This window comes from Roseovarius arcticus, from assembly GCF_006125015.1.
GTDB classification, from domain to species: domain Bacteria; phylum Pseudomonadota; class Alphaproteobacteria; order Rhodobacterales; family Rhodobacteraceae; genus Roseovarius; species Roseovarius arcticus.
The window spans coordinates 2,675,823-2,689,339 of the sequence record NZ_SZZN01000001.1 but is presented as its reverse complement, the minus strand read 5'-3'; the positions used below and the strand labels follow the sequence as shown (position 1 = coordinate 2,689,339).

14 protein-coding genes are annotated in these 13,517 nt (G+C 60.2%); 6 read left to right on the top strand and 8 right to left on the bottom strand.

Translation table 11 applies throughout. The features are described 5' to 3' along the window. Together accC and accB are read right to left on the bottom strand one after the other, a co-directional pair. On the bottom strand, positions 1-1,350 hold the full coding sequence (gene accC, locus MK6180000_RS12845; protein WP_138935089.1) for an acetyl-CoA carboxylase biotin carboxylase subunit: 1,350 nt from the start codon (positions 1,348-1,350) through the stop codon (positions 1-3). 10 nt (positions 1,351-1,360) lie between these two features. After that, positions 1,361-1,846 carry an acetyl-CoA carboxylase biotin carboxyl carrier protein gene (gene accB / locus MK6180000_RS12840; RefSeq protein ID WP_138935088.1) on the bottom strand — a complete coding sequence of 162 codons (486 nt, stop codon included), beginning with the start codon at positions 1,844-1,846 and terminating at the stop codon, positions 1,361-1,363. Between the two features lie 166 nt (positions 1,847-2,012). Here accB and MK6180000_RS20355 point away from each other — a divergent pair, with 166 nt between their 5' ends. The 5 genes from MK6180000_RS20355 (at position 2,013) to queF (ending at position 4,569) form a co-directional block, all read left to right on the top strand. Beyond that, positions 2,013-2,177: a hypothetical protein gene (locus tag MK6180000_RS20355; RefSeq protein WP_171054622.1), complete on the top strand. Its 165-nt coding sequence runs from the start codon at positions 2,013-2,015 to the stop codon at positions 2,175-2,177. 134 nt (positions 2,178-2,311) lie between these two features. Beyond that, positions 2,312-3,007, top strand: coding sequence for a 7-cyano-7-deazaguanine synthase QueC (gene queC / locus MK6180000_RS12835; RefSeq protein ID WP_138935087.1), 696 nt, complete (start codon positions 2,312-2,314; stop codon positions 3,005-3,007). Positions 3,008-3,010: 3 nt separating this feature from the next. Further along, complete coding sequence (locus MK6180000_RS12830; protein ID WP_138935086.1) at positions 3,011-3,367, top strand: 6-pyruvoyl trahydropterin synthase family protein; 357 nt, start codon at positions 3,011-3,013, stop codon at positions 3,365-3,367. Beyond that, positions 3,364-4,086, top strand: coding sequence for a 7-carboxy-7-deazaguanine synthase QueE (gene queE, locus MK6180000_RS12825; protein ID WP_138935085.1), 723 nt, complete (start codon positions 3,364-3,366; stop codon positions 4,084-4,086). Before MK6180000_RS12830 ends, queE begins: the two co-directional genes overlap by 4 nt. Positions 4,087-4,104: 18 nt before the next feature. Beyond that, complete coding sequence (gene queF / locus MK6180000_RS12820) at positions 4,105-4,569, top strand: preQ(1) synthase (RefSeq protein WP_138935084.1); 465 nt, start codon at positions 4,105-4,107, stop codon at positions 4,567-4,569. A gap of 44 nt (positions 4,570-4,613) precedes the next feature. Here the strand turns inward: queF and acs are convergent, their stop codons facing one another. The 6 genes from acs to MK6180000_RS12790 form a co-directional block, all read right to left on the bottom strand. After that, on the bottom strand, positions 4,614-6,563 hold the full coding sequence (acs, locus tag MK6180000_RS12815; protein ID WP_138935083.1) for an acetate--CoA ligase: 1,950 nt from the start codon (positions 6,561-6,563) through the stop codon (positions 4,614-4,616). Between the two features lie 62 nt (positions 6,564-6,625). Next, complete coding sequence (locus tag MK6180000_RS12810; RefSeq protein WP_138935082.1) at positions 6,626-7,381, bottom strand: ABC transporter ATP-binding protein; 756 nt, start codon at positions 7,379-7,381, stop codon at positions 6,626-6,628. A 50-nt stretch (positions 7,382-7,431) separates the two neighbouring features. Next, the gene (locus tag MK6180000_RS12805) at positions 7,432-8,190 is read right to left on the bottom strand and encodes an ABC transporter ATP-binding protein (RefSeq protein WP_138935081.1); all 759 of its coding nucleotides are present in this window, start codon (positions 8,188-8,190) and stop codon (positions 7,432-7,434) included. A 12-nt stretch (positions 8,191-8,202) separates the two neighbouring features. Next, a complete protein-coding gene (locus MK6180000_RS12800; RefSeq protein WP_138935080.1) occupies positions 8,203-9,393 on the bottom strand; it encodes a branched-chain amino acid ABC transporter permease in 1,191 nt (396 codons plus the stop codon). A gap of 4 nt (positions 9,394-9,397) precedes the next feature. After that, complete coding sequence (locus tag MK6180000_RS12795; protein WP_138935079.1) at positions 9,398-10,429, bottom strand: branched-chain amino acid ABC transporter permease; 1,032 nt, start codon at positions 10,427-10,429, stop codon at positions 9,398-9,400. Between the two features lie 113 nt (positions 10,430-10,542). After that, the gene (locus MK6180000_RS12790) at positions 10,543-11,916 is read right to left on the bottom strand and encodes a substrate-binding protein (protein WP_138935078.1); all 1,374 of its coding nucleotides are present in this window, start codon (positions 11,914-11,916) and stop codon (positions 10,543-10,545) included. A gap of 197 nt (positions 11,917-12,113) precedes the next feature. On the opposite strand from MK6180000_RS12790, the gene MK6180000_RS12785 reads away from it, so the two are divergent. Next, a complete protein-coding gene (locus tag MK6180000_RS12785; RefSeq protein ID WP_246040515.1) occupies positions 12,114-13,505 on the top strand; it encodes a helix-turn-helix domain-containing protein in 1,392 nt (463 codons plus the stop codon). The last annotated feature ends 12 nt before the right edge of the window (positions 13,506-13,517 follow it).

Below are 13,517 nucleotides of genomic sequence, written 5' to 3'. Positions count from 1 at the left end.
TTATCCCCGCAGGTTCGTCTCCAACCAGTGCTCTAACCAGTGAATGTTGTATTCTCCGGTCAAGATATCCTTTTCCTGCAAAAGCGCGTGGAAGAGGGGCACTGTGGTATCGACGCCGTCGACGATAAGCTCGCCCAAGGCCCGATTCAACCGCGCCAGCGCTGCGGGGCGGTCGGGGGCGTGGACGATCAGCTTACCGATCAGCGAATCGTAGTAGGGCGGGATGGTGTAGCCGTCATAAAGCGCGCTATCCATACGCACGCCAAGACCTCCGGGCGCGTGAAATTGCGTAATCTTGCCGGGGCGTGGCGCGAATTCCGGCAGCTTCTCGGCATTGATGCGGACCTCAATAGCGTGGCCGTTGATTTTCAGCTGGTCCTGATGGAAATCCATTTCCAGTCCCGCGGCGACGCGAATCTGTTCGCGTACGAGATCGACACCAAAGATCGCTTCGGTCACCGGATGCTCGACCTGAAGGCGTGTGTTCATCTCAATGAAGTAGAATTCGCCATTTTCATAAAGGAATTCTACCGTCCCAGCGCCAGTATAGTTAATACGAGCCACGGCATCAGCACAGATTGCGCCAATACGCGCGCGCTCCTCTTCGGTGATTGAGGGGCCGGGGGCCTCCTCGAATACCTTTTGGTGGCGCCGCTGAAGTGAGCAGTCCCGCTCGCCCAAATGAACCGCGCGGCCTTTGCCATCACCGAAAACCTGAATCTCGATGTGGCGCGGCGTGGTCAGATATTTCTCAATATAGACTTCGTCATTGCCAAAGTTTGATTTGCCCTCGGCGCGCGCGGTCTGAAATGCGCGCTCCATTTCGCCAGCGTTCTGAGCGACCTTCATGCCCTTGCCGCCGCCGCCGGCAGTTGCCTTGATAATGACCGGATAGCCGACTTCGTCGCCAATACGCTTGGCCTCGGCCAAGTTCGGAACGCCGCCCTCGCTGCCCGGCACGCACGGCACGCCCAACTGGCGCATTGTTTCCTTGGCCGTGATCTTGTCACCCATGACGCGGATGTGCTCGGCCGTAGGGCCGATGAATGTCAGGCCATGATCTTCGACAATCTGCACGAAAGCTGCGTTTTCGGACAGAAAGCCATAACCGGGATGGATCGCCTGCGCGCCCGTCACCTCGCAAGCCGCGATGATCGCGGGGATCGACAGATAGCTGTCGATGCCGGGGGGCGGGCCGATGCAGACGCTCTCGTCCGCCATGCGTACATGCATCGCGTCTGTGTCGGCAGTGGAATGCACGGCGACGCTATGGATGCCCATTTCGCGCGCGGCGCGGATGACCCTGAGGGCGATTTCGCCCCGGTTGGCGATCAAGATTTTGTCGAACATTGCTGGTGCCTTATTCGATAATCATCAGGGGTGCGCCATACTCGACCGCGGCGCCATCCTCGACGAGGATACGCTTGACCGTGCCGCCGTGTGGGGCGGGAATATGGTTCATCGTTTTCATCGCCTCGATGATCAGCAGGGTGTCGCCCTCGGACACTTTATCACCAACGGATACAAAGGACGGCGCGCCCGGCTCGGCCTGCGTATAGACGGTGCCGACCATGGGCGAAGTAACCGCGCCGGGATGGCTGGCGGGATCTTCGCCTTGGGTGGCAGGTGCGGGGACAGAGCCTGCGACCGGCGCGGCAAGCTGCGGCACAGGTGCCTGCGCCAAGTATTGCGGCGCCGCCTCGACCTTGCGACTGACGCGCACGTTCAGGCTGTCGTCCTCGCCATATGCGCGCTTGACCTGAAGTTCAGTCAGCTCGTTTTCATTGAGCAGCTCGGCCAGCGCTTTGATGAAGGCGACGTCGTCGTCATGCGTTTTCTTTGGCATTGGTATCCTCGAACGGCTTGCGCGCCTTTTGGCGCGCTATGATTTCGACCGCTTATATGTCATGCCGCCGCCATAGAAAACCGGGTTTGTGCATGGGATGGCCTGCGCAGCGCTGCGCGACGGCGAAAGGGGCCTGAAATGACGGATCTGGTAGGAAAGATAGCGCTTGTCACTGGCTCGATCCGAGAAATCCGGGCTGGGATATTGCACAGGGCGCGAGGCTGCAATCGCCGACCTCTTGGGCGAAAAGCAGCCCATGGGCGGCGTCATCAACGCTGCTGAGATCGGGGAAAAGGCCTCTGGCGAGGTAGTCCGCTGTCCCATGACGTAATCGGCACCGCCATGCCTATCGACGGCGACTTGATCACCCGATAACGCGGCCGGGCGGGTTGCCTTGGGCGCGGCGCACCCTTAAATGCAGGGTATACGCGGTCGCAGCCTACCCGCTCAAAACAAGGACACGACATGAAAGTGATAGTCATCTGCTCCGGCGGGATGGATTCTGTAGCGCTTGCCCATCGCATTGCGGCAGAGGGCAATCTGCACGCGTTGCTGTCTCTTGACTACGGCCAACGCCATTCCAAAGAGGTGGCTTTTGCCGCCCAATGTGCGCAGCGATTGGACGTTCCCCACCATATTATCGATATTGCGAGCGTCGGGGCCGCCCTCGGTGGTAGCGCCCTGACCGACGATATCGAGGTGCCAGACGGCCATTACGCCGAAGATACGATGAAGGTTACCGTGGTGCCAAACCGCAACGCGATAATGCTGGCCATCGCCTTTGGCATGGCAGCGGCGCAGAAAGTGGATGCGGTGGCAACTGCCGTGCACGGCGGCGATCACTTTATCTATCCCGACTGCCGACCCGATTTCATTGCGGCCTTTCAGGCAATGGAGGACCGGGCCATGGACGGCTACGCAGAGGTGCAACTGCTGACGCCCTATGTTCATGGCTCAAAGGCCGATATCGCCATTGACGGCGCCAAGCATGGAACGCCGTTTGACCAGACATGGTCGTGCTATAAGGGCGGCGATCTGCATTGCGGGCGCTGCGGCACCTGCGTTGAACGGCGCGAGGCGTTTCATCTGGCGGGCATTGTTGACCCCACGATCTATGCCGACGCCGATTTTTGGCGCGTGGCCACCGGAACGGAAGGGTAGGATATGTATCGCATCACTAAGGAATTCCACTTCTCGGCGTCTCACCAGCTCTTTGGTCTGCCCGAAGATCACCAATGCGCCAGGTTGCATGGGCACAATTATGTCGCGGTGGTCGAACTGGCGTCGGACACGCTGAACCAACATGGATTTGTCCGGGACTACCTCGAACTGGCGCCGCTGAAGCGGTACATTGACGACACTCTGGATCATCGCCATTTGAACGATGTGCTGGGCGATGATTGCGTCACCGCCGAGCAACTGGCCAAGCACCTATATGATTGGTGCGCCGCCCGCTGGCCGGAAACGGCAGCCATTAAGGTTAGCGAGACGCCGAAAACATGGGCTGAATACCGGCCATGAGCGATGCAATCCGCATATCTGAGATTTTCGGCCCCACGATACAAGGCGAAGGTGCGCTGATCGGTGTGCCAACGGTTTTCGTGCGGACGGGCGGCTGCGATTATCGCTGCGTCTGGTGCGATAGCCTGCATGCTGTCGATAGCGAATACCGCCATGATTGGACCCCGATGAGCGCGTCTGCGGTCATGGATGAGGTGCGCCGCCTGTCGGGTGGCCAGCCGCTGACTGTGACGCTGTCAGGCGGCAATCCAGCGATCCAGCCATTTGGAGATTTGATCGAGATGGGGCGCGAGGGCGGCTATGGGTTTGCTCTGGAAACACAAGGATCGGTATCCAGGGACTGGTTTTCGCAGCTGGATATGCTGGTCCTTAGCCCCAAGCCGCCATCATCGGAAATGCAGACTGACTGGGCGATGCTGCAAGAGTGCGTGGATGCCGCGCAGGGTGCCGCCACCGTGCTAAAGATCGTGGTGTTCGATGATGCCGACTACGCTTATGCGCGCGATGTGGCCGCGCGCCATCCTGATTTGCCAGTTTACTTGCAGCCCGGCAATCACACACCGCCCCCACCCGGCGATGACAGCGCCGCCGTCGACCTGCCCGGTATCGACGCGCGGATGCGGTGGCTGGTTGATCTGGTGATCGCGGATCGTTGGCACGCGGCGCGCGTGCTACCCCAGCTGCATGTCATGCTATGGGGAAACAAACGCGGCGTTTAGGCCGCGATAGGAGACGAGATGAGCGAAAATATTTACAGCGACCTGAAACAGCTCGGCGCGAATACCGCGCTTCCCGATGATCCGGCCAAGGCCGAATTGGAGAGGGTGCAGAATCCGCAGGCTGATGCGCTCTATAATGTGCGTTTTGTCGCGCCCGAATTTACGTCGCTGTGCCCGATGACTGGCCAGCCCGATTTTGCCCATCTGGTGATCGACTATGTGCCAGGCAATTGGCTGGTCGAGAGTAAATCGCTGAAGCTGTATCTGGGGAGTTTCCGCAATCATGGCGCGTTTCACGAGGATTGCACCGTCAGTATCGGGCGCCGCATCGCGGAATTCACTGAGGCGAAATGGCTGCGCATCGGCGGCTATTGGTATCCGCGCGGGGGCATTCCGATCGACGTATTCTATCAGACGGGCGTCGCGCCGGACGGCGTCTGGATTCCCGATCAGGGCGTGCCGCCCTATCGCGGACGCGGATGAAACCTTTGCGCCCCGTAGCCAGATAGCCAACGGGGCGCTACCGGTTAGCCAAGGCTTTTCCGGCCTCCGATCAGATCGTCGACGACCGCCGGATCGGCCAACGTTGAAGTATCGCCCAGCGTGTCAAAGTCGTTTTCCGCTATCTTGCGCAGGATGCGGCGCATGATCTTGCCTGAGCGGGTCTTGGGCAGGCCGGGCGCCCACTGAATCAAGTCCGGCTTGGCGATTGGGCCGATTTCGGTCCGCACCCATTTCTCAAGCTCTTTGCGTAGCTCTTCCGTCTGCTCGACCCCGTTCATTACGGTCACGTAGGCATAGATGCCTTGACCCTTAATCTCGTGCGGATAGCCGACGACTGCGGCCTCGGCTACGTCCGGATGCGCGACGAGGGCCGATTCGACCTCTGCCGTGCCCATGCGGTGGCCCGATACGTTGATAACGTCATCGACCCGGCCAGTAATCCAGTAGTAGCCATCCGTATCGCGGCGACAGCCGTCACCAGTGAAGTAGTAGCCTTTGTAGTCGCTGAAATACGTCTTCTCGAAACGCTCGTGATCGCCGTAGACGGTACGCATCTGGCCGGGCCAGCTGTCTTTGATGCACAAGACACCTTCGGCCTCGACGCTGCTGATTTCCTCACCAGATGTCGCATCTAGAATGACAGGCTCGATCCCAAAGAATGGCTTGGTGCAGCTGCCCGGTTTGGTCGCCGTGGCACCGGGAAGGGGGGTCATCAGGTGCCCGCCCGTTTCGGTCTGCCACCACGTATCGACGATTGGGCGCGTGCCTTTGCCGACGACGTCATTGTACCAATTCCAAGCCTCGGGATTAATCGGCTCGCCCACAGTGCCCAGCACCTTGAGGTCCGATAGATCGCATTTTTCGACGAACTCTTTGCCCTGCGCCATCAATGCGCGGATCGCGGTCGGGGCGGTGTAGAACTGATTGACCTTATGTTTTTCGCAGACCTGCCAGAAGCGGCTGGCATCGGGGTAGGTCGGCACGCCCTCAAACATGACGGTGGTCGCGCCATTCACCAGCGGGCCATAGATGATATAGCTGTGGCCCGTGACCCAGCCGACATCGGCGGTGCACCAGAACACGTCGCCATCGTGATAATCGAATACATATTTATGCGTGAGGCCCGCATAAAGCAGATAGCCGGCTGAGCTGTGGACAACGCCCTTGGGCTGTCCGGTGGAGCCGGAAGTATAAAGAATAAACAGTGGGTCCTCGGCATTCATAGGCCGGGCGGGACAGTCAGGGCTGGCTTGCTCCATCTGCGCCTTGACGTCGATATCGCGGCCTTGGATCCATGTCGTTTGGCCGCCGGTATGCTTTACCACGAGGCAGCGCACCTTGTCGTCACAATGTAGCAACGCCGCATCGGTGTTGGATTTAAGCGCTGTACGGCGGCCACCGCGGGGGGCCTCGTCGGCGGTGATGACAACCTTGGCGCCCGAATTGTTGATGCGGTTGGCCAGCGCGTCGGGCGAGAAGCCCGCAAAGACGATGGAGTGGACGGCGCCGATGCGTGCGCAGGCCAGCATGGCATAGGCCGCCTCGGGGATCATCGGCAGATAGATTACCACACGGTCGCCGCGCATTATGCCTTGGCTTAGCAGCACGTTGGCAAAGCGATTCACCTTTTCGTGCAGTTGGTTATAGGTGATGTGCTGGGCTGGGTCGGTAGGCTCGTCCGGCTCGAATATGATCGCGGTCTGGTCGCCGCGCGTGGCCAAATGGCGGTCAATGCAGTTGGCCGCGACGTTCATCACGCCGTCCTCGAACCAGCGAATATCGACACCGCCCAATTCGAAGGACGTTTTCTTGACCTTGGTGAACGGCTCTATCCAGTCAAGTTTCTGCGCGTGCTCCTTCCAAAAACCTTCGGGATCCTTGATCGAAGCGGCGTACATCTTCTCGTACTTGTCTGCATTGACATGCGCGGACTTGGCGAACTCTTTTGACGGCGGATATGTTGTATCAGGCATAGAAATGACCTTTGTAACTTTGAGTGCTGGCGAATGAGACGCGGTCCAAAGGCCGCATTGGGCTAAATCGCCAGATATTCTGCGCGCAGCTTCTCGTCGTTCAGAACCTCGGCAGCACTACCGTCAAAGACGATGCCGCCAGTGTCAAGGATCACGGCGCGGTCAGACAGCTCCAGCGCGCGCACTGCGTTCTGCTCAACGATCACGGTTGTGATGCCTTGTGCCTTGATAATGCGCAGAGTTTTCTCGATTTCGTCGACAATAACAGGTGCCAGCCCCTCGTAGGGCTCGTCCAGCAGCAGCACCTTGATATCGCGGGCTAGCGCACGCGCCAAGGCCAGCATCTGCTGCTCGCCGCCCGACAGTGTGACGCCGTCCTGCTTGCGGCGCTCGGCAAGGCGGGGGAATAAATCGTACAAGCGCTCAAGCGACCAGCCAATAGGCGGTGCGATCTGCGCCAGTTGGAGGTTTTCCTCGACCGTGAGGCCGGGAATGATGCAGCGATCCTCTGGCACGAGGCCGATACCGGCGACGGCTGCCTCATAGCTCTTCATTTTGTGCAGTGGCTTGTGATCCAGCCAAATCTCGCCGTGGTTCAGTTGCGGATTGTCCATGCGGGCAATGGCGCGCAGTGTCGTCGTCTTGCCCGCGCCGTTGCGGCCCAGCAGGGCCAGAATTTCGCCTTCGTGGACGTTAAAGCTAATGTCCTGGACGATGTAGCTTTCGCCGTAATAGGCCTGCATGCCCCAGACCGAAAGGAAGGCGGGGGCCGTGGCGGCCATATTGGCGTTGTTAGAAAAATCAGGTTTGTCGGTCATTATTTAGGTCCTCGTGTGGGGCGTCTGGGGCGTATCCGGCGCGCTGGGCGTCAGTCGGCAGACTCGCCCAGATAGGCTTCGCGCACCTTGGGGTGGCCCTTGATCTTGTCCGGTGTATCCTCGACCAGCGGTGATCCCTGCGCCAGCACGGTGATCCGCTCGGCAAGGCTGAACACCACATGCATGTCGTGCTCGATGATGGCGATGGTGATGTCGCGCTCTTCTTTGATCTGTTTCAACAGGTCGATGGTGTTGTTGGTGTCGGCGCGCGCCATGCCTGCCGTCGGCTCGTCCAGCAACAAGAGGCGCGGCTCTTGTGCAAGGCACATGCCGATTTCCAGCCGCCGCTTGTTGCCACGGCTCATCGAAGCCGAATGATTGTGGCGCTGGTTGGCCATGTTCAGACTCTCCAGCATATGTTCGGCCTGCTCGATCACCGCGCGCTCGCTGCCGACGGCCTCGATCGCATGCATGCGGAACGATCCATCGCGTTTGGCAAAAATCGGGATCATCATGTTTTCCAGCACAGTCAGATCGCCAAAGATTTCGGGCGTCTGGAACACGCGGGAAATGCCCATTTGGTTGATCTCATAGGGCTTGCGCCCCAGCACCGATTGGCCGTCGAACATGACCGATCCGGTGTCTGGGATGAGTTTGCCCACCAGCACGTTCAGCAGGGTGGATTTGCCTGCACCGTTGGGGCCAATAATGGCGTGGACGGTATTTTCCGCAACGCTTAGGTTTACGTCCCCCAGCGCTTGAAGGCCGCCGAAACGCTTGTTCACGTTCTTGACTTCGAGAATGCCCATAGTCGCGTTTCCTTATTCAGCCGGAGTGGTTTGATCGGACGGTTTGGCGCGTTTGCCGCGAACGAGGCGCGAGATACGCTGCCCCCCCTCGACAAGACCGCCGGGCAGAAAGATGACAACCAGCATGAATACGATGCCAAGCGTCAGGTGCCAGCCCTTACCGACGAACGGGTAAATCAGCGTGATTACCAGATCCTCCAGCCCGTCGGGCATCCAATAAAACCAGTCGTGCAGGACGCCGCTGTTGATCTTGGAAATGATGTTTTCCATGTATTTGATCAGGCCCGCGCCCAAAACTGGACCGATCAGCGTCCCCGCGCCGCCAAGGATGGTCATCAGCACCACCTCGCCTGACGCAGTCCAAAACATCCGCTCGGGGCCCACTTGGGTATCCATCGCGACCATGAGGCCCCCGGCGAGGCCCGCATACATGCCCGATATGACAAAGGCCGCCAGCGCATAGGGACGCGCATTAAGGCCAGTATATGTCATGCGGGTGTTGTTGCTCTTGATCGCTCGCAGCATCATGCCGAAGGGCGAGCGAAAGATGCGGATCGACAGATAGAAGGCTAGGATCAGCACGACGGCCGCAATGTAGTAGCCAGCGTTGAACGTGAAGTGCCAACCACCGAAGTGCAGATCGAAGCTGGACGTCATATCGAGGCCAAAGAGGTTTGCCCGCGCCCGCTCGCCCTGCTGCAGCGCACCATCAAGGACACGCGCATCGTTCAGTTTCAACTGCAAGCCGGTCTCGCCGCCCGTAATCGGGGTCAGCACCGAATAGGCCAGCGCGTATGACATTTGGGCAAAGGCCAGCGTGAGGATGGCAAAGTAGATGCCTGACCGCCGCAGCGAAATAAAGCCGACAATGAGGGCAAAAAGGCCGGCAACGATCACCGACATAACAATGCCGGGAATGATGTTGGCTGTCAGCAGCTTCATCATCCATATCGCGGCATAACTGCCGACGCCAAGGAAGGCCGCGTGGCCAAAGCTGAGATAGCCGGTCAGGCCAAACAGGATGTTGAAACCGATGGCGAATATCCCAAAGATCACAAAGCGCTGCATCAGGTCGGGATACCCAGCATTAAACTGCGCCATACCGGAATTCACCGGGAAGGGGTTCAGGAGGAAAGGGGCCAGCAGCGAGAGCGCTGTAACCAGCACCAGCAACATGGTGTCTTTGCGTGTCAGTCCTAGCATTGGCTTATTCCTCCATCACGCCTTTGCGGCCCATCAGGCCGCGCGGGCGGGTCAGCAAAATGATAATAGCCACCAGGTAGATGACGATCTGATTGATGCCCGGCAGCGCCTCAAGCACGGCGGACATGGAGGCGAAACTTTCGAGTATGCCCAAGAGGAACCCGGCCAGCACAGCGCCCGGCAGGCTGCCCATGCCGCCCACGACGACCACGACAAAGCTGAGGACCAGAAAGTCCATGCCCATGTGGTAGTTCGGGCTGTTGATGGGGGTGTACATCACCCCGGCAAGGCCCGCGACGGCGGCGGCGATGCCGAACATAATCGTAAACCGCTTGTCGATGTTGATGCCCAGCAGGCCCACAGTCTCGCGGTCTGCCATCCCTGCGCGCACGACCATCCCGAAGGTGGTATAGCGCAGGAAGGCAAAGACCCCGCCGATAATGACCAACGAAAATGCGAAATAGACGAGGCGCCAATAGGGATAGATGATCGAATTGGCCTGCATCCCAAGGAACGCGCCAAAATCGAAGGACCCGCGAAAGGCGGACGGCGCGGGCGTCGGGATCGGGTTTGCGCCGTAGAAATACTTGATCACTTCCTGAAGCACGATCGCGAGGCCGAAGGTCACCAGGATCTGGTCGGCATGGGGGCGCTTGTAGAAATGCTTGATCAGGCCCCGCTCCATGATGACGCCAATGGCGATCATAACGGGAATGGCAAAGAGAATGGATAGCGGCACGGCCCAGTCGATAATGGTGCGTCCGGCGTTTTCCCCCACAAAACTGTAAATGTAGGGCACGTCGACCGTCATCGGATTACCAAGGAAGTCGGTGCGCGTCGGGTCCACCACCTCGTGACTGAACGTCAGGATGCGGCTGAGCGTGACGGCACAAAACGCGCCGATCATGAACAGAGCGCCGTGGGCAAAGTTGACCACCCCCAGCGTGCCGAAGATCAATGTCAGTCCAAGGGCGATCAGCGCATAGGCCGATCCCTTGTCCAGACCATTGAGGATTTGCAGGATTATCGCATCCATTGTTTGCCTCGCATGTCAGAGTTCAGTCCGGCGTATGATCGCCGGAATGGCCCCCCTCGGGGGCCGCGCGCATTGGGTGGGCCGCCCCCGATAGGGACGGCCCGGCTATGCGCTTATGCGCCGGCGTTGCATTCGCCCAGTGTCGCCTCAGGGCCGCCAAACTCGGGCGCATCTGGGGCGTAGGTCACTTGCTCGGCGGGCGTGACTTCGACGATCTCGACCAGGTCGAACTCGTTCTCGGGGTTCTCTTTCCCGCGCACGACGACCACGTCCTTGAAGCACTGGTGATCTTCGCCGCGATAGAGGGTCGGGCCGCTACCCATACCATCGAACTCGAAGCCTTGGAGGGCCTCGACAACAGCGCAGGGATTAAAGCTGCCTGCACGCTCGACCGCATCCGCGTAAAGCAGGGTCTGCACGTAGCAGGTATGCGCCGCCTGGCTGGGCGGGAAGCCGAACTTTTCGCCAAAGGATTTCACGAACGCGTCTGTGCCGACATAGCGGTCGCCTTTTTCCTTTTCCAGCTTCCAGTCCCAGTTCTGCGAGCCAAAGATGCCGGCGATGCTCTTGCCGGCGCCGCGTGCCATCAGCTCGGAGTAAAGCGGAACGATGATCTCGAACTTCTTGCCGTTGACCATCTTGTCGCGCAGGCCGAACTGGACGGCGTTGGTCAGCGAGTTGACCATGTTTCCGCCGTAGTGGTTCAGAACCAGCACATCCGCGTCTGACTGCAGGACAGGCGTGATATAGGCGCTAAAGTCGGTCTGGGTCAGCGGGGTTTTCACCGCATTGACAGTTTCCCAGCCCATGGCTTCGGTCGAGTTGCGGATCGCTTCCTCGGTGGTGTAGCCCCAGTTGTAGTCAGCTGTCAGGTGATAGGCCTTGCGGTCGGTGCCGTAGGCATTTGCCAGAACGGGCGCGAGCGCCGCGCCGGACATCCAGCTGTTAAAGAAGTGACGGAAACCGTTGGCCTTGCGGTCCTTGCCGGTCGTGTCGTTGGAGTGGGTGAGGCCCGCCATAAAGATGACGCCCGCCTCTTGGCACAGCGCCTGCACAGCCACAGCCACGCCCGAGCTTGAGCCGCCCGTGATGACGACAGCGCCGTCCTTTTCGATCATCGACTTGGCCGATGCGCGGGCTGCGTCCGATTTCGTCTGGGTATCGCCCGAAACGTAGTCGACCTTCTTGCCCATGATGCCGTTACCTTGCAGCGCCTTGGAGCTGAAAGTCTGCATCATGCCGCCGTCGCCGCCGCCATTCAGGTGCTCGACCGCCAGTTCGTATGCGCGCAACTCGTCGGCGCCCTCATCGGCGTACGGCCCCGACTGCGGCACGTTAAAGCCCAGCGTGACGTTGCTGGCATCAGACGGGTCGTTCGTAAACGCCGAAACGCTGGATGCAGTGAAAATCGTCGGAATCGCCAGACCAGCGCCTGCGATCGCGCTTGTTTTCATCAGGCCGCGACGTGTGAAATTCGATGTGGACATGAATACCCTCCCTTAAAGACTAATCACGGCAAGCGCCTCCTCCGCGGTTTGCCGGATCGCACAGTGTGCAAACACAACATGGCACGGCGCAAGAAAACTTCTCAACAACTACCCCGCGCCGCACAATTATTTTGTAAATAAGTGCACAAAACTTTGTCGCTTTGTGTAAATATCTGTAAATTATTTGGGGAATCGGATTGAAACAAAACGATAATGGCGATCAGATCGGCGCGGGACAGGGGGCCGTCATGGGGACATTGACCGGCACCCGCATCCGCGAGAGGCGTCTGACGCGCGGATTAGCGCAAGGTGCGCTTGCACGGCAGGCGGGCATTTCGCCCTCATACCTCAACCTGATCGAGCATAACCGCCGCAGAATCGGTGGCACGATCCTCTTGCGTATTGCTGCCGCGCTCGAGGTGGATGCGCAAGCGCTCGCCAATGGCGGGGAGGCGGTGCTGATGGCAGGCTTGCGCGAGGCGGCGGGTGATATGGCGGATTTGGCAGGCGCGCAGGAGGCGGCGCGCGCTGAACCCGCCCGCCCCGAGCTTGACCGTATGGAGGAATTCGCCGGCCGCTTTCCGGGCTGGGCGCAGCTGCTGGTCGCGACACTGCGCCGGGGACAGGAACACGCGGGCCGGGCCGACGCGCTGACGGATCGGCTGGCGCATGACCCGCATCTGGCCGCGTCCCTGCATGAAGTGCTGTCGGTTGTGACTGCGATCCGTTCGACTGCGTCGATCCTGACTGACACCGCCGCGCTGGAGCCAGAATGGCAGGCACGCTTTCACCGCAATCTGGGCGAAGACAGCCAGCGTCTGGCTGGCAGCGCCGAGCGTTTGGTACGCTACTTAGACGACGGGCCGGGCGCGGATGCAGGGATGTTGTCGCCGCAGGACGAGCTGGACAGATTTCTTGAGGGAGCCGGGCATCATTTCAGCCAGCTTGAGGCTGGCGGTGACGGTGACATAGACGCCGCGCTGCAGGCAGGCGGCCTGCGCGCAGGGACGGGTGCGCACGATCTGGCCCGCGCGGCGCTGGAGGCGTATCGCAGTGATGCTGCCGCGCTGCCGCAGACGCGTCTGCTGGACATGGTGGAGGCGCTGGGAGTTGCCCCGGTCGCGTTGGCGCAGCATTTGGGTGCGCCGGTTGCACGCGTCTGCCGCCGGTTGGCCGCGATGCCGGAGGATGCAGTTGGCCCGGTTGGCCTGATCTCGGTCGATGCGTCGGGGGCGATCCTGACGCTCAAACCCGTCGGCGGCTTTGTTGCCACGCGCCTCGCGGGGGCCTGCCCGCTTTGGCCGCTGTTTCGCGCGATGGCGCAGCCCGGCATGGCGCTGGGCACCTATCTGGTGCAGCCGGGCAGGGGCGCGCGTCCGGTGCGCGCGCTGGCCTGCACCGAGGAGGTTGGCGCGCCTCAGCTGAACATGCCCCCCCTGCTGCGCGCCACTATGCTGCTTATGCCTGCGGACCCAAATGTGGAGGCAGAGGACGCGATGCAGGTTGGCACATCATGCCGGATCTGCCCGCGCACTGCCTGCGCTGCCCGGCGCGAGCCGTCGATCCTGCCGCAGATGGGCGCGGCTTAGACTAAACCCGGT

Coding starts and splice junctions, on each gene's coding strand:
- accB (WP_138935088.1), bottom strand. CDS start 1,846: ATGCCAAAGAAAACGCATGACGACGACGTCGCCTTCATCAAAGCGCTG.
- acs (WP_138935083.1), bottom strand. CDS start 6,563: ATGCCTGATACAACATATCCGCCGTCAAAAGAGTTCGCCAAGTCCGCG.
- MK6180000_RS12805 (WP_138935081.1), bottom strand. CDS start 8,190: ATGGGCATTCTCGAAGTCAAGAACGTGAACAAGCGTTTCGGCGGCCTT.
- queC (WP_138935087.1), top strand. CDS start 2,312: ATGAAAGTGATAGTCATCTGCTCCGGCGGGATGGATTCTGTAGCGCTT.
- MK6180000_RS12810 (WP_138935082.1), bottom strand. CDS start 7,381: ATGACCGACAAACCTGATTTTTCTAACAACGCCAATATGGCCGCCACG.
- queF (WP_138935084.1), top strand. CDS start 4,105: ATGAGCGAAAATATTTACAGCGACCTGAAACAGCTCGGCGCGAATACC.
- MK6180000_RS12795 (WP_138935079.1), bottom strand. CDS start 10,429: ATGGATGCGATAATCCTGCAAATCCTCAATGGTCTGGACAAGGGATCG.
- queE (WP_138935085.1), top strand. CDS start 3,364: ATGAGCGATGCAATCCGCATATCTGAGATTTTCGGCCCCACGATACAA.
- MK6180000_RS12800 (WP_138935080.1), bottom strand. CDS start 9,393: ATGCTAGGACTGACACGCAAAGACACCATGTTGCTGGTGCTGGTTACA.
- MK6180000_RS12790 (WP_138935078.1), bottom strand. CDS start 11,916: ATGTCCACATCGAATTTCACACGTCGCGGCCTGATGAAAACAAGCGCG.
- accC (WP_138935089.1), bottom strand. CDS start 1,350: ATGTTCGACAAAATCTTGATCGCCAACCGGGGCGAAATCGCCCTCAGG.
- MK6180000_RS12830 (WP_138935086.1), top strand. CDS start 3,011: ATGTATCGCATCACTAAGGAATTCCACTTCTCGGCGTCTCACCAGCTC.